The sequence below is a fragment of the Agriterribacter sp. genome (assembly GCF_035445465.1).
Taxonomy (GTDB): Bacteria; Bacteroidota; Bacteroidia; order Chitinophagales; family Chitinophagaceae; genus Agriterribacter.
Genome location: NZ_DAOMQT010000047.1, coordinates 1 through 24,201 on the forward strand (window position 1 = coordinate 1; position 24,201 = coordinate 24,201).

At 42.8% G+C, this 24,201-nt stretch carries 18 protein-coding genes; 10 read left to right on the plus strand and 8 right to left on the minus strand.

What is annotated here, in order from left to right; genetic code table 11:
- Nucleotides 1–260 precede the first annotated feature (260 nt).
- From PLE34_RS17240 to PLE34_RS17255, 4 genes are all read right to left on the minus strand, one after another.
- The gene (locus PLE34_RS17240) at nucleotides 261–1,109 is read right to left on the minus strand and encodes a prephenate dehydrogenase (RefSeq protein ID WP_324558980.1); all 849 of its coding nucleotides are present in this window, start codon (nucleotides 1,107–1,109) and stop codon (nucleotides 261–263) included.
- A gap of 3 nt (nucleotides 1,110–1,112) precedes the next feature.
- On the minus strand, nucleotides 1,113–2,297 hold the full coding sequence (locus PLE34_RS17245; RefSeq protein ID WP_324558982.1) for a pyridoxal phosphate-dependent aminotransferase: 1,185 nt from the start codon (nucleotides 2,295–2,297) through the stop codon (nucleotides 1,113–1,115).
- 63 nt (nucleotides 2,298–2,360) lie between these two features.
- Nucleotides 2,361–3,293, minus strand: coding sequence for a prephenate dehydratase (locus PLE34_RS17250; protein WP_324558984.1), 933 nt, complete (start codon nucleotides 3,291–3,293; stop codon nucleotides 2,361–2,363).
- A 299-nt stretch (nucleotides 3,294–3,592) separates the two neighbouring features.
- On the minus strand, nucleotides 3,593–3,802 hold the full coding sequence (locus tag PLE34_RS17255; RefSeq protein ID WP_324558985.1) for a hypothetical protein: 210 nt from the start codon (nucleotides 3,800–3,802) through the stop codon (nucleotides 3,593–3,595).
- Between the two features lie 98 nt (nucleotides 3,803–3,900).
- Here PLE34_RS17255 and PLE34_RS17260 point away from each other — a divergent pair, with 98 nt between their 5' ends.
- Together PLE34_RS17260 and PLE34_RS17265 are read left to right on the plus strand one after the other, a co-directional pair.
- Nucleotides 3,901–4,512 (plus strand): RNA polymerase sigma factor, encoded by a 612-nt coding sequence (locus PLE34_RS17260; protein ID WP_324558987.1) that lies wholly within the window; start codon nucleotides 3,901–3,903, stop codon nucleotides 4,510–4,512.
- Nucleotides 4,509–5,606 carry a trypsin-like peptidase domain-containing protein gene (locus PLE34_RS17265; RefSeq protein WP_324558989.1) on the plus strand — a complete coding sequence of 366 codons (1,098 nt, stop codon included), beginning with the start codon at nucleotides 4,509–4,511 and terminating at the stop codon, nucleotides 5,604–5,606. The genes PLE34_RS17260 and PLE34_RS17265 overlap by 4 nt, the downstream gene beginning before the upstream one ends.
- 192 nt (nucleotides 5,607–5,798) lie before the next feature.
- Here the strand turns inward: PLE34_RS17265 and PLE34_RS17270 are convergent, their stop codons facing one another.
- The 3 genes from PLE34_RS17270 to PLE34_RS17280 form a co-directional block, all read right to left on the minus strand.
- A complete protein-coding gene (locus PLE34_RS17270; protein ID WP_324558990.1) occupies nucleotides 5,799–6,197 on the minus strand; it encodes a hypothetical protein in 399 nt (132 codons plus the stop codon).
- A gap of 174 nt (nucleotides 6,198–6,371) precedes the next feature.
- Complete coding sequence (locus PLE34_RS17275) at nucleotides 6,372–6,944, minus strand: hypothetical protein (protein WP_324558992.1); 573 nt, start codon at nucleotides 6,942–6,944, stop codon at nucleotides 6,372–6,374.
- 38 nt (nucleotides 6,945–6,982) lie between these two features.
- The gene (locus PLE34_RS17280) at nucleotides 6,983–8,080 is read right to left on the minus strand and encodes a mandelate racemase/muconate lactonizing enzyme family protein (protein ID WP_324558994.1); all 1,098 of its coding nucleotides are present in this window, start codon (nucleotides 8,078–8,080) and stop codon (nucleotides 6,983–6,985) included.
- Between the two features lie 134 nt (nucleotides 8,081–8,214).
- Between PLE34_RS17280 and PLE34_RS17285 the strand changes: the two genes are divergently transcribed.
- The 8 genes from PLE34_RS17285 to PLE34_RS17320 all read left to right on the plus strand — a co-directional run bounded on the left by PLE34_RS17285 (nucleotide 8,215) and on the right by PLE34_RS17320 (nucleotide 21,439).
- Nucleotides 8,215–9,444, plus strand: coding sequence for a proline dehydrogenase family protein (locus tag PLE34_RS17285; protein WP_324558996.1), 1,230 nt, complete (start codon nucleotides 8,215–8,217; stop codon nucleotides 9,442–9,444).
- A 44-nt stretch (nucleotides 9,445–9,488) separates the two neighbouring features.
- Nucleotides 9,489–10,685, plus strand: coding sequence for a DUF2062 domain-containing protein (locus PLE34_RS17290; protein WP_324558997.1), 1,197 nt, complete (start codon nucleotides 9,489–9,491; stop codon nucleotides 10,683–10,685).
- A 13-nt stretch (nucleotides 10,686–10,698) separates the two neighbouring features.
- A complete protein-coding gene (locus PLE34_RS17295; RefSeq protein WP_324558999.1) occupies nucleotides 10,699–14,562 on the plus strand; it encodes a 1-acyl-sn-glycerol-3-phosphate acyltransferase in 3,864 nt (1,287 codons plus the stop codon).
- Nucleotides 14,559–16,070, plus strand: a complete 1,512-nt coding sequence (locus tag PLE34_RS17300; RefSeq protein WP_324559001.1) for a phytoene desaturase family protein — start codon at nucleotides 14,559–14,561, stop codon at nucleotides 16,068–16,070. The genes PLE34_RS17295 and PLE34_RS17300 overlap by 4 nt, the downstream gene beginning before the upstream one ends.
- Entirely contained in the window at nucleotides 16,063–17,730 is a 1,668-nt protein-coding gene (locus tag PLE34_RS17305; RefSeq protein WP_324559003.1) for a C45 family autoproteolytic acyltransferase/hydrolase, read from the plus strand. Before PLE34_RS17300 ends, PLE34_RS17305 begins: the two co-directional genes overlap by 8 nt.
- A gap of 1 nt (nucleotide 17,731) precedes the next feature.
- Nucleotides 17,732–18,097: a holo-ACP synthase gene (acpS, locus tag PLE34_RS17310; protein ID WP_324559005.1), complete on the plus strand. Its 366-nt coding sequence runs from the start codon at nucleotides 17,732–17,734 to the stop codon at nucleotides 18,095–18,097.
- A 107-nt stretch (nucleotides 18,098–18,204) separates the two neighbouring features.
- The gene (locus PLE34_RS17315; protein WP_324559007.1) at nucleotides 18,205–19,959 is read left to right on the plus strand and encodes a phytoene desaturase family protein; all 1,755 of its coding nucleotides are present in this window, start codon (nucleotides 18,205–18,207) and stop codon (nucleotides 19,957–19,959) included.
- A gap of 178 nt (nucleotides 19,960–20,137) precedes the next feature.
- Complete coding sequence (locus tag PLE34_RS17320; protein ID WP_324559008.1) at nucleotides 20,138–21,439, plus strand: helix-turn-helix domain-containing protein; 1,302 nt, start codon at nucleotides 20,138–20,140, stop codon at nucleotides 21,437–21,439.
- 269 nt (nucleotides 21,440–21,708) lie between these two features.
- Here the strand turns inward: PLE34_RS17320 and PLE34_RS17325 are convergent, their stop codons facing one another.
- Nucleotides 21,709–24,120: an ABC transporter permease gene (locus PLE34_RS17325; protein WP_324559010.1), complete on the minus strand. Its 2,412-nt coding sequence runs from the start codon at nucleotides 24,118–24,120 to the stop codon at nucleotides 21,709–21,711.
- Between the last annotated feature and the right edge of the window lie 81 nt (nucleotides 24,121–24,201).

A 24,201-nucleotide genomic window follows, 5' to 3' on the forward strand; every position in this document is an offset into this window, starting at 1 on the left:
CTGTATAGGGGTTGGCTGTTTAAATCCCAAAGCATCGGTAGCCTGTACCAATCTCTCGTCTAAACCCAACGCTTCAAATGTCATCATATATTTAAAAAAATTTTCGCAAAGATAAACACGATTTCGCTGATTCTCCTTATTATTTGCCGTTTTGCACCGCGATCGTTTGTTTAGGGATCAGGTGTAAGTTATAGGGTGTAGGGCATTAGGGCATAGGGTGTAGAGAGATGTACCTTATGCCTTACACCTCATACCTTCTGTCATTTAATTATCCGGTTTATTTTATTGGCATTTTCCATCAGTTCCTGCAGGTAGGTGTAATTTTCCTTTTCGAGGCAGCTTTTGAACTTTCTTAGCTGGGTAATGTGCTCGTTAAGCACATCTAATACATGTTCCCGGTTTTGTTTAAAAATTGGGAGCCACATGGAAGGGTTGCTTTTTGCCAGACGCACTGTACTTTCAAAACCACCGCCTGCCAGTTCAAAAATGGCGTTTTCTTCTTTTTCCTTTTCCAATACCGTATTTGCCAGTGCAAAAGACGTGATATGTGAAATATGACTAACATACGCGGCGTGCATATCATGCGCATCTGCATCCATATAGGTAACATGCATACCCAGTAGCTTATATATCTTTTCCACGGTATCTACCGCATCGGGATCGCTTTTTTCCTTTTCACAAATTACACAAACCCGGCCTGCAAATGCATCCCGAACTGCGGCTTCCGGCCCGCTGTATTCTGTTCCCCACATAGGATGCGTGGCAACAAAACGCCTGCGCATAGGATGGTTGGCCAACGCTTCGCAAAGCGCCTGTTTGGTTGATCCTGCATCTACTACTATTTGCTCTTCATTCACCAGGTCCATTATTGCCTGTATTACAGGTATGGTGGCGTCTACCGGTATGGCTACATAAATAAGGCTGCTTTTCTTTACCGCCTCTTCCAATGGCAGGGCCTCGTCAATGATGCCTAATTCGAGCGCTTTGTTAATGCTCTGCGCTGTGCGGCTTACACCAATTACATGTTTTACCAATCCTTTTTCTTTTAAGATCATACTAAATGAACCGCTGATCAGGCCTACACCTACAATAGTAATGGTATCGAACATTGTTTATTTTTTTCCTTTCAGTGATGCTTTTACTCTTTCTATACTTTCCTGTATTTTTTGCTCCGTACAACAGAGGCTAACTCTTATATAATGATTGCCGGCGTCTCCAAAAATCCCTCCCGGCGTTATAAATACTCCGGCGTTATGCAACACTTCATCGCTTAATGCGTAACCATCTTTATATGATGCGGGGATTTTAGCCCATACAAACATGCCTGCCTGCTGCACCGAAAAGGAGCAATCAAGCAATTGCAGCAAAGCAAATACTTTCTCTCTCCGGTTTCTATACATTGTATTCAAACTGTCGTACCAATCCTGCCCAAGTGTTAAAGCCTTTGCTGCCGCCAGCTGTACCGGTAAAAACATGCCACTGTCCATATTACTTTTAAAGCGCAGCACTTCATCAATTCTTTCTTGGGCGCCGCACAACATCCCCACACGCCAGCCGGCCATGTTCTGCGATTTGCTTAATGAATTCAATTCAACGGCAACGTCTTTAGCACCTGCTACGCTTAAAATACTTTCCGGGTGATCATTCAGGATAAAGCTGTAAGGATTATCATGCACGATTAAAACATTATTTGCTTTTGCAAACGCCACCAGGGATTCAAAAAAGGAATGCGTTGGCAACTGCCCTGTAGGCATATGCGGATAATTTACAAAGAGCAAACGGGCAGACTGCTGCTTTTTTGAACCGGCAATTTGTTTTGCAAGCGCTTCAAGATCGGGCAGCCAGTTGTTTTTTTCTTCCAGTGTATATTCTACTATATGGCCGCCGGCCAATCTGGCAGCGCTCCTGTAGGTAGGGTAGCCGGGATTGGGTACATACACATCGTCTCCTTCATTGATGTAGGTCATGCAAATGTGCATGATACCTTCTTTGCTGCCTATGAGCGGCAATATTTCCGTACCGGCGTTTAATGTGATGTTGTACCAGGTTGTATACCACGCCGCAATGGCTTCGCGTAAAACGGGCGAGCCTTTATAGTTCTGGTAAGCATGAACATTGGGTTTAGCGCTTTCTTCCTGTAATGTTTTTATTACATCCGGGTGGGGAGGCATATCCGGACTCCCTATACCGAGGTTAATGATTTGTTTACCCTGCCGGTTCAATTCATCTATTGCTCTCAGCTTCTGAGAGAAATAGTATTCACCAATGCCTTCTAATCGTTTTGCTGTGGAGATCATGATAGTAGTAAGTAGTAAGTGGTAAGTGGTAAGTAATAAGTTGTAAATAAGTTATAAGTTGGTTTATGTATAATGTTTCCCTTTGCGGTATACCCCGTAAATTTTTACATCCTCTGTGAGGGCTTTCATATCTTTTATTACCTGGTAAAACTGGTGCAGCGAATCAAATTCCATATCGGCATGAAAAGAATACCGGAAATCGGATCCGGGGATAGGAGAGCTTTGTAATTTACTGAGGTTGATCTGCCCTTCGGCTATGGTAGTAAGCACTTTGGCTAAGCTACCCCTTGAATGATCGGTATGAAAGCTAACAGAAGCTTTATTGGCATTTTCAATTACCTCCGCCAGGTCTTCGTGCTGCAATATTAAAAAGCGGGTATAGTTATTTGTTAAGGTATGAATGTCGGGCGCCAGCACATTGAGGTTATACAAATCAGCAGCCAGTGTGCTGGCAATGGCTGCAATATGCTTGCTTTTATGCTGGTGAATATGTTTTGCGCTTAATGCCGTATCCTCGGTTTCAACCAGCTTCCAGTTATACTGATCCAGGTATTCGAGGCATTGCTGGATAGCCATGGGATGCGAATGAACTTCTTTGATGTCCTCTAATGCTATACCGGGATTTACCAGTAAGTTTTGCCTGATTTGCAGGTATATTTCACCAACAACTTTAAGCTTGCTTTTTTGTAACAGGTTATAGTTGGGCAGAATACTTCCGGCAATGGAATTTTCAATTGCCATTACGCCTCCGTCACTTTCTTTTTTATTCAGCGCTTTTTTAACCACATCCCCAAAAGTAGCACAACAAATTACACCTGTTTTTTTGCCAAAGAAATGCTGTGCTGCCACCTGGTGAAAGCTGCCTTCATAGCCCTGTATGGCAACAGCTACCGCTGTACCTTCTTCCGGATCTGCCTGTTTTGCCTGTCCGGTTGTAATAACATTATCTTTGTTAGCCAGGGCTTTTATTTCGGGTATATTAACAGGATCACTCATATCGTATTTATATAATCTGATTTCAAAAAGTCACAAAAAAATCCCGGTTTTAAGCCGGGACTGTTTATGCTGAATTCTTTAAGTTTTAGTTATTTTTCAACAAAAGCAATCCCGGTCTGCCGGTAAAGTAGAAATAAAAATAAAAAAAACCGTATGCTTTTGTTTTGTTCATTGCGGGGCAAAGGTAAGACTAAAAATAAATAAACAAATATTTAGCCCTAATTTTTATAAAAAAAAGTGCCACCCCTGAACAGGAGTGGCCTCAACGATTGCTTGCCATATAAAAAAAATTCGGTCGCTTATTGCTTAACCGCTTCTTTTGCAGAGTCAACGGCAGCGTCAGTAGCATTCTGCAGAGAATCAACAGCAGCGCCGGCATCAGCTTTAATGCTGTCTGCAGTAACTTCAGCAGCAGTTTTCAGACTGTCTACAGTAGCTTCAGTAGATTCACTTGCATTGTTGCAGGCTGCAAAAGCGCCTATAGCCAGAATAACGAGTAACTTTTTCATTCTTAATGTTTTTGAATAGTTTGATAATGAAATCTATCTTTAATACGGAAGTGAAAAAAAGGTAACCCGGTTTTTTTTAAATTAATTTTTACCCAATTTTGGGTTACCAATTATGGCATTACAGTATTAATATACGCTTAGTGAATAGTAACCTTAAGGAACAAGCATTGATCAGGGGGCTGTCGGTCAACGATAAAAACGCCATTGAAACGATATACAGTGATCATTACGGAGTTATTCAAAATCTGATTCTGAATAACAACGGATCGGAAGAGGATGCCAAGGATATTTTTCAGGAAGCTTTGATCGTACTGTATGAAAAGTCGAAATCAGCGGAGTTTGAGTTAAACTGCCAGGTTAAAACCTATTTGTATTCTGTTAGTAAACGGTTGTGGCTCAAAAGATTGCAAAAGAATAGCCGGTATGAGATGCAATCCAACGGATTTGAAGAAACAGTATATGTGGAAGATGATATTGGGATGCATGAAAAAAGGAATAATGAGTTTGGAATGATGGAATTTGCTATGACCCATATAGGCGAGCCCTGCAAAAGCATACTTGAAGCTTATTACATCCGGAAGCAAAATATGCAGGAGATAGCAGCGCATTTCGGATATACAAATTCGGATAATGCCAAGAATCAGAAATATAAATGCCTGGTTCGGTTACGAAAGCTATTTTTTGCACAATATAAAAATGGTAACAAATGAATGATGTTCGTTTATTAGAAATGGTGGAACGTTACCTCCAGGGAGATTTGTCGGAGGAAGAAAAGATATTGTTCCAGGAATTGCGCAGAACCCATCCCGATGTTGACCAGTTGGTGGTGGAGCATCATTTCTTTATTAATCAGATGGAGCGGTTTGAGCAGGACAGGCAATACCGCGCTTCATTGGATGAGATCCATAATAAATTAGCCGCGGAAGGAAAAATAAAGCAACCTCGCGGAAGCCGGAAACTGGTTTACCTGTGGAACAGGTATAAGAAAACAATAGCCGTTGCAGCTTCAATTGCAGGAATCACTGCTTTAATTATAAGCGGTATGATTACCTCATTAACACCCAAAACAGATAAGGCACAAATTGAGAACCTGGGACGAAAGATCGACCTCTTAGAAAAGAATCAGAATCACACCCGCCGGGAATTGACCGATGTAAAGAATAAGATCGAAATCCCCGGCGTTCCTGCAAAGTTTGGAGGAACAGGTTTTTTGATTGATGCTAAAGGTTACCTGGTAACCAATGCCCATGTGGTGAACAAAGCAGAAAAAGTTACCGTGCAAAGTAAATCCGGTGTGGAGCTGAGCGCCGTAACCATATTTTCGGATGATAGCTTAGACATTGCCATCCTCAAAATCAGCGACAGCCTGTATAAGCCTCTGAGCGCTTTGCCCTATTTCATTAATAAGAAGTCTGTTGTTGATCTTGCCGAGCCCGTCTTTACTTTAGGCTATCCCAGGGAAGAGATCGTGTATGGCGAAGGCTACCTCAGCGCCAAAACAGGGTTTAACGGCGATACGCTTACCTGCCAGATATCTATTTCCGCTAATCCCGGAAACAGCGGGGGGCCCGTTATTAATAAGGATGGGGAAGTGATCGGCGTATTAAGTACGCGTCAAACCAGCGCCGACGGGGTTGTTTTTGCTATAAAATCAAGAAATATTTTTAGAGCATTGGACGGATTAAAAAAAGACAGCAGTAACCTGCATATTAAATTGCCATCTGCTTCCGCTATAAAAAATATTGACAGAACCCAGCAGGTGAAGAAGATAGAGGAATGTGTATTTATGGTTAAGGGCTATTAAGTTTAGCGTTTGGAATTTGTGGGTAGTGAATTCAGCACAGCCCCCGTGAGACGATAGTTAATACAAGTGAAACTATTCATGTCTAAGCTTTATCGTTTCACCGCTCACCCCATGAAACGATAAACTATTCACCATTTACTCCCCTCACTTCTCACGTTTCAACATAGCACTACCGATAGCTGCTCTCCTGAATCACTGGATCTCCAATGGTTTTTTAAAAGATTGTGCAAAGTCGTGCATCATATTCCATGATTCGCTGCACGGACTTCCCGGAACGCCCGCATCGGTGATAGGAGAAGGGTTTTGGTCTTTTCCGGATTCAATATATTCACCCGATAATAATACATTACCATCCTTGATCTTTGCTTTGATTTGTGTAGCTACATTCGATTTTTGGGCTTCTTTTAAATGCGTTACAATAACGCTCATGGACGCTTCACTTTTTTCAATGGAATACCCTGCATCCAAAAAACCTCTGATCAGTTGCTCCAGGCTGATACCCGCTATTTTAATAACCTGTTTACCATTTGACTGGCAAAACCCGGTTACAGGGAGGGCTGCTATTAACAGGATAATAAGTATTTTCATCATGGCCGGCTTCTTTATAAAACAATATACATAAAATATCATTCCACTAATGCTTTCTGCTGCCGGATGGGGAAAAATAAAGTTGCATTGTGTAAATATTGAATATGAAAGAGATTTTTGATTTACCGGAGAAAGGCCTGGTTGCTCCAGAGCGGATGTAAAGCTTTTCAAAAAAGATTACTCCCATAGCCCTGCAAATTTTTCAAAGCATTTATAGGCTATGCGGAACTTTTCAGCGCTTTGCTCATCCAGGCGATACCTGATCATTGTTTTTTCGCCAATGAGTGTGAAAGACATGATGCGGAAAAAGCCGAAGAACATGGTTTCCGACTGACTGGTGCTAAAATGCTGTGGAGGTACTTTTGGCGTTAATATAATGGCTGCCTGCATGTTCCGGCAGTTAGAAGGAAGGTAGTTTACCAGCAGCGGAGTATGACCGTCATTCATCAATATTTCTATACCCTCTCCCTGGTTATTGCATCTCAGATCCGTTGCTAAAAAAGTAATCTCAATATGATCTTTTAATGAAGTAGTGTTGAGCTGAATGACCAGCTTTTCCTGTTTCTCGCTAAAGGCAAAAAAAACAGGCGATTTATAGGTGATCTCCCCATTTATGGCATTTGCGGATTGCTTAATATATATTTTGGTACTGTCTTCTATATTTTCTTCTCCGGGAGGATTGTTTTGCGCAATAAGTTTTGTTATGGTAATACCGGCTAACAAGCAAAGGAAAAAGGTTATTTTATTCATGGGTTACAGTTCGGTGTTTTTAGCAAATATAAACAGGTTTAAACAGCGGTATGCTCATTGGCAAGTAAAAACGCTTCCTCCGCGTCTGCGCCTATTCCAATGGCATCCGGCAGTTCCACGAAGAAATTATTATAGGTTACGCCTCCTGTTACAGGATCGAGCTTGTGTCCGATCATACAGGTATCCATATCGTAAAATTTTATATTGGTGGCAGCCGCAGCAAAATGCGCAAACGCAGTAAGTGCAATACGGCTTTCGAGCATGCCGCCCATCATACAGGGTATATGATGGCTGCTGCATACCTCATTTATCTTTAAGGCTTCAAGGATACCGCCGCTCTTGGCGAACTTGATATTTACATAGCTGCAGGCTTTGCTTTTTATAATTCTTCCGGCATCATGATGGTCAAAAACACTTTCATCGGCCATAATGGGAACAGGGGAGTTGCGGTTGAGTTCCGGAAGAAGATGATCATTGTACCTGCGCATAGGCTGCTCACAAAACTCAATGTTGTATGGGCTGACGGCAGTTAGTACCAGCTGGGCTTCTTCGCAGGTCCATCCCTGGTTAGCATCTATACGTAACTGTAAGGTATTGCCTATGGCTTCCCGTATCTGCTTTACGCGTTCTATATCTTCCTGCGGTTTTGTGCCTAATTTTATTTTAAGTATGCGCACACCCCTGTTTTTGAATTCAACCGCTTTTTCCGCCATCGCTTGCGGGGTATCAATGCCAATCGTAAGATCCGTTTCCATGCTTTTTTTCTCTCCGCCCAGAAAAGCGTACAGGGGTTTACCTGCCGCTTTCGCGCTTATATCGTATAAAGCCATATCGAAAGCGCTTTTGATGGTGCTGTTGTAAGCGGTATATGCATGCAATTCATTCATGCGTTCCGGTATATTCAGCGGGTCTTTGTTTTTCCATAATAAAGCAAAATCCTTTGCCATTTCAAAGCAGGTTGCCTGTGTTTCGCCAACGATCATAGGAAAAGCCGAGCATTCACCCACGCCGTATATTCCCTCGCTGGTGTGGATCCTTATAAAAACGTTCTGGGCAAAATGCATCGTTCCGGTGGCAATCGTAAAAGGATGCATGGGAATGCTGAACTTGTAAATACTGGTGTGTGTAATTTCCATATAATGCTTGCAAAGTTGCAAGATAAAGAAACTAATAAGGGAAAGGAGGGCGCGCAGGTAAGAATGAGTGACAAATAGTGAAAAATTCTGTTACCTGATTTTCCTTACTTACATTTGGAGCAAATAGCTCAGGTATGGACGCCATCGTCCCCATTTCATTTGATAATACGGAAAATGCTTTTGCATACAAAACGGATAAAGCATTAAAAAAGGCGAAATTCCTTTTTTCGTCTATGGGATCCCCGTTGCTGGTGCGGTGGGGTACCCGCATAACGCCCTGGGTTTTAAAGGCCGGCCTCCCGGTGAAAGGGCTGATCCGGCATACTATTTTTGAACAGTTTGTGGGTGGCGAAACATTAGAAGAAACAGCGGCTGTAGCAAAAAAGCTGGGCGAGTATAATGTGCGTGTTATTCTTGATTATGGTGTGGAAGGAGGGGAAAATGATGAAACGGCTTTTGATCATTCCATGGAAGAATTTATAAGGGTGATACAGTATGCCGCAACGCAGTCCAACATTCCGTTCATAAGCATTAAGGTTACAGGTTTTGCAAGAAGGGGATTGCTGGAAAAATTAGACTCTTCCGTTTCAGACCAGCAGGGTTCCCTGATGAAAAGATATACCAACGCCGTTGCATCGTTAAGTGATGAAGAGCGTGCCGAATGGCAAAATGTGCAAAAGAGAATGGGAAAGATTTGCGAAACAGCAGCCGAGAAAGGAATTGGCGTATTGGTTGACGCAGAAGAAACCTGGATACAGGATCCGGTTGATGTGATTACAATTTTAATGATGGAGCGGTTTAACCTTTCGAAAGTGGTGGTGTATAATACGATCCAGCTTTACCGCCACGACAGGCTGAAATTTTTGAAAGATTCGCTTGAAGCTGCCGAACTGCGCCATTTTATTCTTGGTGTTAAGCTCGTGCGGGGCGCCTATATGGAAAAAGAAAGAAACCGGGCGGCTAAAATAGATTACCCTTCACCCATACAGTCCGATAAAACGGCTACTGACCGGGATTACAATGATGCTGTTTCATTTTGTATTGATCATATAGATAAGATTGCTGTTATAATAGCTACGCATAATGAGTACAGTAACTTGCATGCTACCCAATTGCTTCAGCAAAAAGGGTTGCCGTTGTATCACCCGCATGTGCATTTTTCACAACTGTACGGCATGAGCGATCATATTACGTTTAATCTTGCCAAAGCAGGTTGTTCGGTTAACAAATACCTTCCTTTCGGCCCTATTAAGGATGTGGTACCTTACCTTATGCGCAGGGCGCAGGAAAACAGTTCGGTGGCGGGGCATACTGGCAGGGAATTAGGACTGATCAAAAAAGAGCTGCAGCGCCGGCAATTGTAAATATTTATCTTTGCGCCGGCAATCTAAATCTTACCATATTTTAAATGAGTGATAAAGCATCTCTGAGTAACCTTTTCAACCAGTATCGTACCTGTGTAATTATCCCTACTTACAACAATGCAGATACACTGCCTGCTGTAATTGCAGATGTGGCGGCTTATACGCACAATATTATAGTGGTAAACGACGGTTCTACCGATGATACTGCTTTAATCTTAGCATCTTTACCACATATTGACATTGTCAGTTATTCAAAAAATAGAGGAAAGGGATGTGCATTACGGAAAGGTTTTGAAAAAGCAGTTGAATCGGGTTATACACATGCCATAACCATTGATTCGGATGGCCAGCATTTTGCCAAAGACTTACCTGTATTTACAGATAAGCTAAAGGAAGCGCAGAATGCCATTATTATAGGCGCCCGCAATATGGATCAGTCTTCTGTTCCGGGAAAAAGCAGCTTCGGGTATAAGTTCTCCAATTTTTGGTTTAAAATAGAAACGGGCATCAGTGCGCCCGATACCCAATCGGGTTACCGGCTTTACCCGGTAGCTTTAATGAAGGAAATGCGCTTTTTTACCCGCAAATACGAGTTTGAAATTGAAGTGCTGGTGCGGGCGGCCTGGAAGGGAATTGCCATAACGGCTGTTTCGGTTTCGGTATACTATGCGCCGAAAGAAAAGCGGGTATCGCATTTCAGGCCCTTCAGGGATTTTTTGAGGATAAGCCTGCTGAATACCCTGCTGGTGCTGATCGCTTTTTTGTATATCAGGCCGCGCAACTTTATCAGGCTGTTGTTTAAAAAGAGAAACTGGGAAGTGTTTTTCAGGGAGCAGGTATTGAATGTAAATGAGCCGCATTACATAAAAGCCTTTTCTGTTGCATTAGGCATATGCATGGGCATTATGCCGGTATGGGGCTTTCAATTAGTTACTGCTATTTTTTTATCTATAATATTAAAGCTAAACAAGGCGCTGGTTATTATAGCAGCCAACATCAGTGTACCACCCCTGATACCCCTGATCATTTTTTTTAGCTACAAAACAGGCGCGGTATGGATGCAAAACGGGGGTGGCGATCTGACCTTTTCCAGTAACCTTACTTTCGAATCCGTAAAGAACAATTTTCAGCAATATCTTTATGGCGGCATTACCCTGGCGCTGGTTTCCGGTATCATATGCGGGCTGGTAACATGGGCGCTGCTTGCGTTTTTTAGTAAAAAAACAAGTACGGCAGTTTAATTCAGTGATCTATATGGAGAAGATTTTTGCCGGCATATACCGTTATTTCCAAAAACGCAGATGGCAACTGTACCTGCTCTTTTCCATTTGTTTAATTATATCGGCCTTCTTTGCAGCCCGGCTAAAGTTTGAAGAAGATATTGCTAAAATACTTCCCCGCGATGAAAAGGTTGAAAAGCTGAATTATGTTTTCCGGCACTCCAAATTCATGGATAAGCTGGTAGTAATGGTTTCCTTCAAAGACACGGCAGTAGCCGAACCCGACAGCCTTGTGGCCTTTGGGGATGACTTTGCAGCGCAGCTACAGGAAAAACTTTCGCCCTATATCAGCAAAATCAGCTATAAGGTAGATGATGAAGTAACGATGGCGATGTTTGATGTTATTAATGCACATCTGCCCGTTTATCTTACCGAAAATGACTACCACACTATTGACAGTCTTACTGCCCCGGATGCGGTAAAACAAACCTTGGCGCGAAATATACAAACATTAAGCGCTCCGGCCGGGCTGGCATTTAAGAATATGATCAGCAATGATCCGGTGGGCATTTCATTTATCGCGCTAAAGAAGCTGCAACAACTCCAGTACGATGAAAATTTTGAATTGTATGATAATGCCGTAATAACCAAAGACCATAAAAATCTTTTACTTTTTATAACGCCGCAATATCCGCCCAATAATACCGGGAAGAACGCTTTATTTCTAAAGGGATTAGACAGCCTGATTGTTTCCCAAACAACCACTGCTTTCCCTGCAATAAGCGCTTCGTATTTTGGTGCTACAGCGGTATCGGCAGGTAACGCCGCCCAGCTGGAAAAAGATACTTTATTTACGCAAACGGCTACCATTATTTTTTTGATCCTGTTTATCGGGTTTTATTTTAAGCGGGTAGCTGCCCCCATATTAATAATGATCCCCGTTGTGTTCGGTGCCCTGTTTGCTTTAATGGCGGTATATTTTATACGGGAAAGTATTTCGGTGATCGCTATTGGCACCGGGTCGGTTATTTTAGGCATTGCCGTAAACTATTCGCTGCATGTATTTAATCATTACCGCCATACCGGCAATATGCAAAAAGTGATCGGCGACCTGGCTTTTCCGCTTACACTGGGCGGCATTACCACTATAGGCGGTTTCTTTTGCTTAAACTTTGCGGCATCAGATATGCTCAAAGACCTGGGTCTTTTTGCGGGATTTAGTCTTATCGGCGCTTCTCTTTGTTCATTGATCTTTTTGCCGCATTTTCTTTCCGCGCAAAAGAAAGAGGAAGCGCCAATAGCAACCCGGTATTCCTGGATAGACAGGATAGCGGCGCTTCGCCCGGATCACAACAGGTATGTTATAACGGGTATAGTGGTGCTTACCCTTGTTTTTTTCTATACCTCCGGCCGGGTGGGCTTTGAAACAGAGCTGAACAATATGAACTTCATGCCGGATGATCTGAAAAAAGCGGAAGCGAAGCTGAACAGCATCAATGAAGCCGCGCTGCAGTCGGTTTATCTTGTTGCCGAAGGAAAAACACTGGATGAAGCGCTGGTGCTTAATGAAAAGCTGGCAAAGGAGATAGAAGCGTTTAAGGCAAAGGATATTATCTCTAAATATTCCGGGGTATCATCCCTGCTCATTTCCGATACCCTGCAACGACAAAGGATTGCACGATGGAATAATTACTGGACCCCGGAAAAAAAGCGGCAGCTATTATCGGTGACGGAACAGGAAGGCGCTGCGTTAGGATACAGTGCCACGGCTTTTAACCGGTTTGCACTATTGCTCAACAAGTATTTTGATGTTACCGACAGTGCCGCGATGGCCGCTGTGCGCAAGACCCTGCTGGATGATTATATTTCCGAAGCGCCCGGAAAGGCAACGGTGGTAACCCTGCTGAAAGTGCCGGCACAAAGCAAAGCGGCGGTATATGATGCCTTTGAAAACAAACCCGGCGCTACCATATTAGATAAGCAATACCTCACAGGTAAATTTGTGGAGCTTATTAATGCAGACTTTACCAATATTGCGCTCATAACTTCTTTACTCGTATTTTTTGTTTTGCTAATAACGTATGGAAGAATAGAGCTGGCGCTGATGGCTTTTTTGCCGATGCTGGTGAGCTGGATATGGATATTGGGCATCATGGGTATAGCGGGCATTAAGTTCAATATTATTAACATTATTGTGTCTACCCTTATTTTTGGGTTGGGCGATGATTACAGTATTTTTATAATGGACGGTTTGCTGCAGGAATATAAAACCGGCAAAAAAAATCTTTCTTCTTTTAAATCATCCATCCTGCTTTCGGCCATTACCGCTACCGTGGGGCTTGGTGTGCTCATATTTGCCCAACACCCGGCGCTGCGGTCTATTGCCATGATTTCCGTTATTGGTATACTATGCGTGGTGCTGGTGGCGCAGGTATGTATTCCTTTTTTATTTTCAGTGCTGATCAGGAACAGAACACAGCAGCAATTATTTCCGTGGACTTTTTTTGGACTCTGCAAATCTATGTTTGCCCATGTGTGGTTCATTGGCGGCAGCATTATCCTGGCTGTCATTGGTTTTATTCTTATAAAATGTAATCCTTTTAATAAAGAAAAAGGCAGCTATCTTTTCCATGTTGCTATTGCCCGGTTTTCGGGATCGCTCATTTATATTATGGGTAATGTAAAGAAAATGATCATAAACCCGTTGGGCGAGAATTTTTCAAACCCTGCTGTTATCATCTGCAATCACCAGTCGGGGTTAGATAATTTTATACTGATGATGCAATATCCAAAGCTGATATTGCTTACCAACGACAGGGTAAGGCATGCGCCGGTTTCGGGTGCGGTGGTTCGCATGGCGGATTATTATTCTGCATCGGCGGGAGCGGAGAACAGTATTGAACAAATGCGGGAAAAAGTGAAGAAGGGTTATTCTGTTGTTATATTCCCCGAAGGTACCCGTTCGCCGGATGGTAAAATAAAGAGATTTCATAAAGGCGCCTTTTATCTTGCGGAGCAACTGCATTTAGATGTATTACCCGTGGTTATTCACGGTACCGGCTACACGATGACAAAGAAAGATATGCTGGTAAAGGATGGCAAAATAACGGTTCAGTTTTTACCCCGCATAAAGCCGGATGATAAAAGCTATGGTAACAGCTACAGTGAAAGGGCTAAGCAGGTGGGGAGCTATTTCAGGGCTGAATATGAAAAATTACGGGCATCGGTGGAAGTGCCGTCCTGGTTCAGGGAACAATTGTTTTATAATTATATTTATAAAGGCCCGGTATTAGAATGGTACATGCGGGTAAAGGTAAAGCTGGAAAAGGATTACCTGCAGTTTCACCGGTTAGTGCCTTTACGGGGTAAAGTGCTGGATATCGGCTGCGGCTATGGCTTTATGTCGTATATGCTGCATTTTGCGGCGCCCGGAAGGATCATTACGGGTATTGATTATGATGCGGAAAAAACGATTGTTGCCAATCATTGTTTCAGCAGGAATGAACGGATTGGTTTTAAGTATGCGGATGTACTGGATTTTGCTTTTGAGCAATATGACAGTATCATCATTGCCGATATGTTGCATTATCTTACCCCTGAACAGCAAAAGCAAATCATTGGCCAATGCCTGAACAGCTTACATGCGGGGGGAACGCTTATTATAAGGGATGGCGACAGGGATCTTGAAGCCAAACATAAAGGTACCCGGCTGACCGAATTTTTTTCAACAAAGCTGTTTGGGTTTAATAAAACCACTGCATCCGGTTTGTCTTTTTTATCCGGCAGCATGATTTACGAAACTGCGGCAGCGCACCATATGGAATGCCGTAAAATTGATGAAACGAAGTATACATCTAATGTTATTTTTGTAATTCAAAACCGCAATGACGTACAATGAACAGGTTTGACATAGTGATCATAGGGAGCGGTATCGGCGGGCTGGTATGCGGTGGCATACTCAGCAGGGAAGGCTACCGGGTATGCGTGCTCGAAAAAAACAAACAGATTGGCGGCAGCCTGCAAACTTTTTCGCGTGAAAAAGAGATATTCGATTCGGGCGTTCACTATATTGGCGGATTAGATAAAGGACAAAACCTGTACCAGATATTCAAATACCTGGGTGTAATGGATAAGCTGAAGCTGCAGCGGATGGATGAGGATGCCTTCGATAAAATTATCATCAGCAATGATCAGAAAGCATACCGGCAGGCACAGGGATATGAGAATTTTATAAAGCGCCTGGCAGATGATTTTCCGGGGGAAGAAACCGCGATCCGCAATTATTGTGATAAAATAAAAGAAACCTGCGATAAGTTCCCTTTGTATAATTTAAGAACGAACGGGTTGTATGAAGAGAAGGCGGATGTGCTGACCTTAGATACCCATTCCGTTATTACATCTTTAACCCGTAACACAAAGCTGCAGGCGGTGCTGGTTGGTAATAACGCCCTTTATGTGGGCCGTCCGGATGAAACGCCGTTTTACATCCATGCGCTTATTATTAACAGTTATATTGAAAGTTCCTGGAAATGCATTAACGGGGGGTCCCAGATTGGAAAGATCCTTGCCGGGAACATCAGGGGCAATGGTGGTGAAATTATCAGGAACTGTGAAGTAATAAAGATCGTAACCGAAGCCGGCAAGGCTGTTTACGCCGAAGCCGCCAATGGCGCGAGGTATTACGCGGATCAGTTCATTTCCAATATCCATCCCGCAAAAACAATGGAGATCACCAACGCGGAAGTTATTAAAAACATATACCGTAAACGCATACGTAATCTTCCGCACACCATTTCTTCCTTTTTAATACATATTGTATTAAAGAAAGGCAGCTTTAAATATTTCAGGCACAATTATTATTATCATAAAGCAGGTGAAATATGGAACCTGGCAGATTATACCGAAGACAATTGGCCTTTGGGGTATGCGCTTTTTTTCCCTCCTTCGGCTAAAACCGGTACCTACGCAGATGCCATGACCATATTTACGTATATGCGCTATGATGAGGTGGCGCCCTGGCAGCATACCTTTAATACGGTTTCTGCCGAAAACGACCGCGGAACAACTTACAACGCGTTTAAAAAATATAAAGCCGAAATATTGTTAGATTGCGTGGAAGAAAAATTTCCGGGGCTACGGAATTGTATTCAGTCCTATACTACTTCCACGCCGCTTTCCTACAGGGATTATATAGGCAATTATGACGGCTCTTTATACGGTATAGCCAAAGATTATAAAGATCCTTTAAAAACATTTATATCACCCCGCACCAAAGTGCGGAACCTGTTCCTTACCGGGCAAAATATAAATATTCACGGGGTATTGGGTTCATCCATAAGCGCACTGTTAACCTGTGTGTCATTACTGGGTAACGAAAACGTAGTTGAAAAAATAAGAAATGCGTAGCGTTAGAAAAATTGGAAAATGGCTGTTGTACAGTATGGGCGTATTCATGCTGATATTGCTTTGCGGTTTCGCATACGTGGTATATGTAAGCAAAACGGATCCGCCTGTTATTACGGATGCCGACAGCCTGCAATGGCAGCGTAAAGATCATGGCAACGGTTTTTATACGCTTGGCAACAACTGGCTGAAAAAAAGCGCATCCGGTTTGTTTGAATTATATGTGGAAGGTGATGCTTTTGAAAGGGGAGTAGTGAATGGCAAGCTTTCCAGAGAATTGCTGGTATCGCAGGAAGATTATTTCAGCGCACAGATCAGCAAAATGATCCCTTCTACTTTTTACCTGCACTTTTTAAAATACGTGATCGGCTGGTTCAACCGCAACCTGGATAAGCATATCATTGATGAATATAAGCAGGAAATATACGGCATATCGGAATCAGCTTCAGATGCATATGGATATATAGGTACCAACTACCAGCGCATACTCAATTACCATGCAGCACACGATATTGGTCATGCGTTACAGAACATGGCCTTAGTAGGATGTACCTCCTTCGGTACCTGGGATACGGCCTCGGAAGACAGCGCGATGATCATTGGCCGGAACTTTGATTTTTATGTGGGTGATGATTTCGCCAAAAACAAGATCATCCTTTTTGAAAATCCTTCGCAGGGTTACAAGTTCATGAGCGTTACATGGGGCGGCTTTATAGGCGTAGTGTCGGGCATGAATGAAAAAGGACTTACCGTAACCATTAACGCTGCTAAAAGCAGTATACCTTCCGGCTCTGCCACACCGGTTTCACTGGTGGCAAGGGAAATATTGCAGTATGCCGCTACTATTGATGAAGCCATTGCTATAGCGCATCAGCGCACCATGTTCGTATCCGAATCTTTTTTGGTTGGATCGGCGGCAGACAATAAGGCCGTGATCATTGAAAAAACGCCCGATACCTTAGATGTGTATGATCCAAAGTCAGACCACATTCTTTGTGCCAATCATTTTCAAAGCAAAGCACTGGCGGGAACGGAACCCAATATTAAACAGATCAATGAAAGCGCTTCGGCTTACCGGTATAAAAGACTGCAGGAATTGTTACAGGAGAAAGGAAAAAATACTGTGCAAAATACCGTAAGTATATTAAGAGACAGGAAAGGATTGCACGATGCCAATATTGGTATGGGAAATGAAAAGGCGCTGAACCAGCTAATAGCACATCACGCCATTGTATTTGAGCCAAAAAAATTACTGGTATGGGTGTCCACATCTCCCTGGCAGTTAGGTGAGTTTGTAGCCTACGATCTTAATAAGATCTTTGCCCTGCACGGACTACAGGAAAACAGGGAAATATATAACTCAGCGCTTACCGTTGCCGCAGATACTTTTTTACTGACGCAGCAATATAAGCATTTTGAAAAGTACAGGCAATACAGGCATCGTATAGCCGAAGGGGGAGAAGTAGATACAGATAGCTTAGTAGCCAGCAACCCGCAGTTTTATCATACGTATGTACTTGCGGGTGATTATTGTTTTAAGCGTGAACAATTTGACCGTGCCATACAATATTATGAGCAGGCATTAACAAAAGAGATCGCTACAAAGCAGGAAGAAGCCTATATCCGGCAGCAAATAGCCGATATTCAAAAGAAATTGCAATAAAATGGTAACGGGTATCGGAACAGATATTGTTGAAACCGGCAGGATAGCAAAGGCCATTGAAAAAGAAAAGGGCTTCAGGGAACTGGTTTTTTCAAAAAATGAAATAGCGTATTGTGAGTCAAAGACGAATAAATACCAGCATTACGCCGCAAGGTTTGCAGCCAAGGAAGCATTTTTTAAAGCGATGGGCACCGGGTGGAAAAACGGAACAGCTTTTCATGAAGTGGAAATTATTAATACCGGAAACGGTAAGCCGGAACTGCAATTGCTTGGAGAAACTGCCGTTACAGTCGGCGCAGTAAGGATACACGTTTCATTATCGCATGTTAAAAGCATGGCAACGGCAGTGGTGGTAATAGAACAATGAAAATGAATGCCGCCGTAAAGCATGGCTTTTGTGCCTGTAAATTTGAAATCTGCTCAAAAAGGAATAATTAAAACATACAATTGAAATCTGTTTAGTAATTTCCTGCCATGAAAAAACTGGAGACGCATTATGATGTGGTAATCATAGGCGCCGGCATAGGCGGATTAACTGCTGCGGCTTTATTAAGCAAGGCAGGACTTTCGGTTTGTGTACTGGAAAAAGAGCCGCATGTGGGCGGATACTTAGCCGGTTTCAGGAGAAAAGATTTTATTTTTGATACCGCCATTCACTGGCTGAACCAGTATGGCCCGGAAGGGATGGTTACCAAACTTTTTGATGTGCTGGGTAATGATCATCCAAAAGCTATTACCCTGGAGCACACCCGGCGATATAAGGGCAGTGGTTATAATTACCTCCTTACCAATAATCCTGATGAATTAAGGGATCAGTTGAGTGCAGAATTCCCAAATGAAAAAGAAGGAATTGAACGTTTTTTTTTCAAAGCCCAAAAAATAGGGAACTCACTTAACAATCTGAACCAGATATTCAGATCGGAAGAAACCATGTCTTTTTCAGAAAAATTGCAAAACAAGTTAAAGGTGCTTAAGGTGATCCTGCCTTTTATTCCTTTTATTTCATACAGTGGGGAAAAGGGTTTAAAGAAGGGATTAAAACGATTCTTTAAAGATGAGAAGCTGCACAGCATTTTTGCCTCGGAAACCGAACTAATTGGTTGCATGGTTCCTATAGGCTGGTCGTATGCCAACGATTTCCAGTGTCCGCCAAAAGGAGGCGGGCAGGTAATACCCCAATGGTTGCAGCATGTAGTTGAATTTTATAATAACGTGGTGTGCACGCAATGCAGCGTTAAGGAAATTATAGTGCGTGAAAATACTGCTACCGGGGTGGCGTTTGTACATAAAGGTAAATTACAGCAGCTCAGCAGCAAGTATGTAATTGCCGCATGTGATATTGAAACCCTGTATGAAAAGATGTTGCCGGCCAATGCTGTTCCTGTAAAACTGAAAAGTAAACTGCAGCATGCTGAATTGTATACTTCATCTGTAACCATTTCCATTGCTCTTAATTGCAGCGCAGAGGAATTGGGCTTTGGTGAAGAGATGATACATGTTGCAGATGAGAGACAGTCATACGACAGTCATCATACCGGCGATCCTGCTACCACCGAAATCAGCATACTGGCGCCATCTGTGAGAGATAAGACGATGGTGCCGGAAGGACATGGCTCACTTACTTTATTTATGCCGGCGCTGATGGATTACAGCAATAACTGGTGTACTACGCGGGATGAGCAGGGCAATTACATCCGGGGAGAAGCCTATAAAACATTAAAAAAAGAAATCGCTGAAATTATTATTGGAAGGGTAGAAGCGCTGGTAGCTCCCGGGCTGCGATCGCATATATTGTTTTATGAAGTGGCAACACCGGTTACCCATTACCGTTATACCGGTAATAAGAACGGAACGATGATGGGAGCAAAACCCGGACGAAAGAACATGCAAAGCAGGATAGCCCATTACCAAACGCCGGTAAAAAACCTGTTGCTGGGCGGCCATTGGGCCGAGCTGGGCGGAGGCGTGCCCATTGCTGCGAAAGCAGGTACCAATGCCAGTTTGCTGATCTTAAAAAAAGAGAACAGGCAGGCATTTACTGCTTTATGCCGGTACATAGACGGTAAAGTTTCCTTACAGGAACTGTTGGCTAAACCCTGTTTCCAACCTTATGATAATTCATGGATCCAGCCGCTAACCCCGGCCCAAAAACGTGCTGCACGTGAGGCTTCGGTTGCTTATACTGTTCCCCCTGTTGTTGAAGAAGAGCAGGATGGCGCAGGAGAATAACCTCATCCCGGCACGACTAAAGGTCGTTGTCGCCTGAATGATTCATCCGGACAATCGCGCTGGCTCTTTTCCTGCCCTCTTCCGTACCATTCCTGGCGGACGCCTGGTATAGGCCTTTCGCCGGTGGGGTTACCGTTAGTACATAAATAAGTGTTGTATTTGGAAAATGATCACTACAATGCCGGAAACATTTAACTTATCCAATTGGGTTTATTCAGCAGGCATAGTAATATGCCTCTTAATTTCAGCAATATTATGGAAATACAGCGGGAAACAGAATAAGCAGAACAAACTGTTATCCCTCTATTTCTTTACCGCCTGCGGTGGCAATTTTATTGTTTTTCTTGTGTATACCCAGATGATGAAAGATGTGCCGTGGTACCATCTTTTTCGTACCGGAAACGTAATTGGTCTTATGATCATGCCGCTATCTTTTTTTTACTTCAGATCAATATTGAAACCCAAAGTATTCAAGGCATTTGACCTTGTTCATTTTATACCTGCATTGCTATATACTATTGACTATCTTCCTGTTTTCCTTTTGCCGGGTCCGGAAAAAATAGCGATGGCAACCAGGGAAATGCAAATGCCTGACAGAGGTCAGAGCTTGCAGAACGGCTGGATCACACCTTCTATCAACTGGGTAATAGTCAGAACCCTGCTGATGACAACCTATTGGGTATTGCAGATCAGGATGCTTTATTGCACCAGCCGGATCAGACAGTTTAATGTATTGCTTAAAGAGAACAGGGCTATTATCAGGTGGTTTGTTATTACATGTGTGCTACAGGCTTTCTATTTTTTACCTTTCTACCTTAATTTTTTTATCGGCGCCAGTCCCTATAATTTCATCATAATCCACACTTCAATATCTGCCGGCGTATTTGTTCAGATCGTTTTGCTATTCTTTAGTCCGGAAATCCTTTATGGACTCAGGGGGCTTATCATCTCATATCCTGATTCTTCCCGGCATATAAAAAGGGAAAATGCAGCGGACATAGGAGAGGAACGGACTTCTACTTCTTTGACCGGAAATGCAGCAAAAGATCAAACACCTGGTCAGGACTTTCTGGCAAGTAAAGACATAACTTCTAATAATGATATTCACCAGGAAACCAGTCATATTCCGAAATTACTGGAATATCTTTCGGAAGAAAAAATTAAGGAAATAGCCCTAAAGATAGATGAGGTTTTGGTTGAAGATCATGCGTATCTCCAGAAAGGTTATTCCATGCGTGACCTCTCCATCGCAACCGGGTATCAGCCTTATTTATTATCTGCTGTAATACATCAGGAGCACAAACAGCATTTCAATGATTTTATTAATTTCCAGCGCGTCCGCCATGCCTGTATCCTCATAAAATCAGGAGCAGGAAAACTCCTCACCCTGCAGGCGCTTGCAGAGGAAAGTGGTTTTAACAACAGGAACAGTTTCACTACTGCTTTTAAAAAACACATGGGACAAACTCCTGATACATGACCGGGCTTCACAGTTGCACATTTTTATAAACTTTTCTTCCCGACGGGGTCTTCACAGTACGGCAACTATGGGCAGGGTGAGACCCCGGCAAATTGTTAGCACCAGGGTTTCGTAGCTAGCCCACCACGGTTGTGAGGCCCCCCCCGGCGCGAATTAATTTCTCACATTTATCCCGCGGTCTGACGCTCTTTTCGTCACGTACGTACCGCCTTATTTTCAAATTGCCACATTTTCACATCTCCATATTCATCACATTTTCCACATTTGTTTTACTCCGTGCGGAGTGACTTCACCGGGCTTACCACCGCTGCTTTGATCGCCTGGAAGCTGATGGTAAACAGGGCGATCAGGAATGCTGTTATACCCGCTATCACAAATATCCACCAGCTAATGTGGATACGATAGGCGAAATCGGCCAGCCATTTGTTCATTGTCAGCCACGCAACAGGAAAGGCAATTGCGGCGGCAATACAAACCAACTTTAAAAAATCGACCGACAGCATGTTTACAATGCTGCTAACGCTTGCCCCAAATACTTTGCGGATACCGATCTCTTTGATACGTTGTTCGGCTGCGTAAGTGGCTAAGCCAAACAAGCCCAGGCATGCAATTACAATGGTGAGGATGGCAACAATAAGAAAGATGGCCTCTCTTACCTTGTCATCACGGTAAAACAACTCCCACTGCTTATCTAAGAAATGATATTCGAACAGGTGGTTCTGATCAAAGCCATGAAGAACAGCATCCATTTGCTTAAGCGTTTCGCTCATATTACCTGTTGTTACTTTTACGGTAAAGTAATCAATAGGCTGAACGGGATTTTTTTGAAAGCCCAATACCATAGGCGCAAGCGGCTCACGCAACGACTGGAAATTAAAATCCTTCACTATACCAATTACGCTTGCTTTGAATGGCTGATCCAATGGTATTTCAATCCGTTGTTCTGAAGGCCGGGTGATGCCCAATGCTTTGGCTGCCGTTTCGTTGATCAGCACTGCCGAAGAATCGGCAACACTGCCGGCAGCAAAATTTCTTCCCTGCAATAAATCTATCCGGAAAGTTTCTAAGAACTGATCATCCACACCAATGAAATACATGTCATCACCTTCAGGCGTTTGTATTTTTTCATTCTTTACTTTTATTCTGGGAAGGTCTTTCCATTCGCCCGGTACTCTTGAACTAACCGAAACGTTTTTTACCTGTGCCAATGCTGCAAAGGAAGCTTTAATGGCTTCGGCGCTCTGCCTGATCTTCCCGCTGTTGATATCCACCACAAGCAATTGTTCTTTGTTAAAGCCCATATCCTTTGTGTTTACATATTTCATTTGCAGGTAAACCACAATGGTGGCAATGATCATAATAATGGAAAGCGCAAACTGGAAAACGACCAGCGAACGCCGCATGGAAAGATTTCCTTTGCCAATATTGACCTTGTTCTTAAGCAATAAAAGGGGTTTGGCAGCCGATTGAAACAGTGCAGGATACATGCCCGACAGTAACCCTGTGATGATAAAGATTATAAAAACGCCTGCATAAATGCGAAAGTCGGTTTGATTGTTAAGCGTTAATTGTTTTTCTGTGAATGCATTAAAAGAAGGCAACAGCAACTTAACCAGTATCAATGCAAGCAGCAGTGCAACGGTGGTCAATAAAAATGCTTCCGCAAGGAATTGCCCCGTAAGTCTCATCCTTGAAGCACCTGCTACTTTTCGTACGGCTATTTCTTTTGCCCTGCTGGCAAAGCGTGCAGTAGTTAAGTTCATGTAGTTGATACAGGCGATGAGTAAAACGAACAATGCAATGATGCAAAAAACATATACATATGAAATATTACCTTTTCTGCCGGAATAGCCTTCAATATCATTGGAATAAAAATGAATGTCTTTTAAAGGTTGAAGTGTATACTGTCTTTTAATCCCGGGTTCATTGTTTTTACCGGCGGCAGTCAACTGGTTTATTTTTGTTTCAACCTTATACGCATCGGCTTTGCCATCTAATAATAAATAACTTGCAAAAGCGCCGGAATTCCAATCTGAGCTTATAAACTGCCTGAAATCATCATCAGTAATGCTTGATTCAGAAAAAAGCAGGTTAAAGGAGAGGTGGGAATTAACGGGGAAATTTTTTAAGACGGCAGTGATCTTAAAAAGCTGTTTGTCCCTGTCATTCTTTATCATCTTGCCAATTACATGGGTAATGCTGAATAATTTTTGAGCGGCTTCCTCTGTTACAATTACAGAATGAGGGGCAGTTAATGCGGTGTGCCGGTCGCCTTCCAACAGTTCAAAACTGAAAGTGTTTAAAAACCCCTGGTTTGCCAGCGTATACGTTTCATAAAACACGTTGGTATTTTCAGTGGTAGACACATTCACCCTTCCTAAAGCGGTCAGCCGGGCAGCATCTTTTACTTCGGGGAAGTCGGTTTTGGGCTTTTCGGAAACCTGGAACCCCGCGCCTGCGCTTTTGGTTTGTTTTCCTTCAGGTGTTGTTTTGGTTTCTATAACACGATAAATGTTTTCTGCACTTTTATGAAAACGGTCAAACGTAAGCTCATCAAAAATATATAAGGCGATCAGCAGGAAGCTTGCCAATCCAATGGTTAAGCCAAAAATATTAATGAAGGAAAAAGTTTTATGCTTCATTACATTCCGCCAGGCGGTTTTGAAATAATTTTTAAACATAAAGCGTTATTTATGATTGCTGATCCGCCCCGGCGGACAAGTTTATTGATTTATGATTTTCACCTGCTGTTCATTTCACAT

Excerpts from the sequence above, each read along its gene's own strand:
- PLE34_RS17240 (WP_324558980.1), bottom strand. The coding sequence starts at position 1,109 with ATGTTCGATACCATTACTATTGTAGGTGTAGGCCTGATCAGCGGTTCA.
- PLE34_RS17245 (WP_324558982.1), bottom strand. The coding sequence starts at position 2,297 with ATGATCTCCACAGCAAAACGATTAGAAGGCATTGGTGAATACTATTTC.
- PLE34_RS17250 (WP_324558984.1), bottom strand. The coding sequence starts at position 3,293 with ATGAGTGATCCTGTTAATATACCCGAAATAAAAGCCCTGGCTAACAAA.
- PLE34_RS17255 (WP_324558985.1), bottom strand. The coding sequence starts at position 3,802 with ATGAAAAAGTTACTCGTTATTCTGGCTATAGGCGCTTTTGCAGCCTGC.
- PLE34_RS17265 (WP_324558989.1), top strand. The coding sequence starts at position 4,509 with ATGAATGATGTTCGTTTATTAGAAATGGTGGAACGTTACCTCCAGGGA.
- PLE34_RS17270 (WP_324558990.1), bottom strand. The coding sequence starts at position 6,197 with ATGATGAAAATACTTATTATCCTGTTAATAGCAGCCCTCCCTGTAACC.
- PLE34_RS17275 (WP_324558992.1), bottom strand. The coding sequence starts at position 6,944 with ATGAATAAAATAACCTTTTTCCTTTGCTTGTTAGCCGGTATTACCATA.
- PLE34_RS17280 (WP_324558994.1), bottom strand. The coding sequence starts at position 8,080 with ATGGAAATTACACACACCAGTATTTACAAGTTCAGCATTCCCATGCAT.
- PLE34_RS17285 (WP_324558996.1), top strand. The coding sequence starts at position 8,215 with ATGGACGCCATCGTCCCCATTTCATTTGATAATACGGAAAATGCTTTT.
- PLE34_RS17290 (WP_324558997.1), top strand. The coding sequence starts at position 9,489 with ATGAGTGATAAAGCATCTCTGAGTAACCTTTTCAACCAGTATCGTACC.
- PLE34_RS17295 (WP_324558999.1), top strand. The coding sequence starts at position 10,699 with ATGGAGAAGATTTTTGCCGGCATATACCGTTATTTCCAAAAACGCAGA.
- PLE34_RS17300 (WP_324559001.1), top strand. The coding sequence starts at position 14,559 with ATGAACAGGTTTGACATAGTGATCATAGGGAGCGGTATCGGCGGGCTG.
- PLE34_RS17305 (WP_324559003.1), top strand. The coding sequence starts at position 16,063 with ATGCGTAGCGTTAGAAAAATTGGAAAATGGCTGTTGTACAGTATGGGC.
- acpS (WP_324559005.1), top strand. The coding sequence starts at position 17,732 with ATGGTAACGGGTATCGGAACAGATATTGTTGAAACCGGCAGGATAGCA.
- PLE34_RS17315 (WP_324559007.1), top strand. The coding sequence starts at position 18,205 with ATGAAAAAACTGGAGACGCATTATGATGTGGTAATCATAGGCGCCGGC.
- PLE34_RS17320 (WP_324559008.1), top strand. The coding sequence starts at position 20,138 with ATGCCGGAAACATTTAACTTATCCAATTGGGTTTATTCAGCAGGCATA.
- PLE34_RS17325 (WP_324559010.1), bottom strand. The coding sequence starts at position 24,120 with ATGTTTAAAAATTATTTCAAAACCGCCTGGCGGAATGTAATGAAGCAT.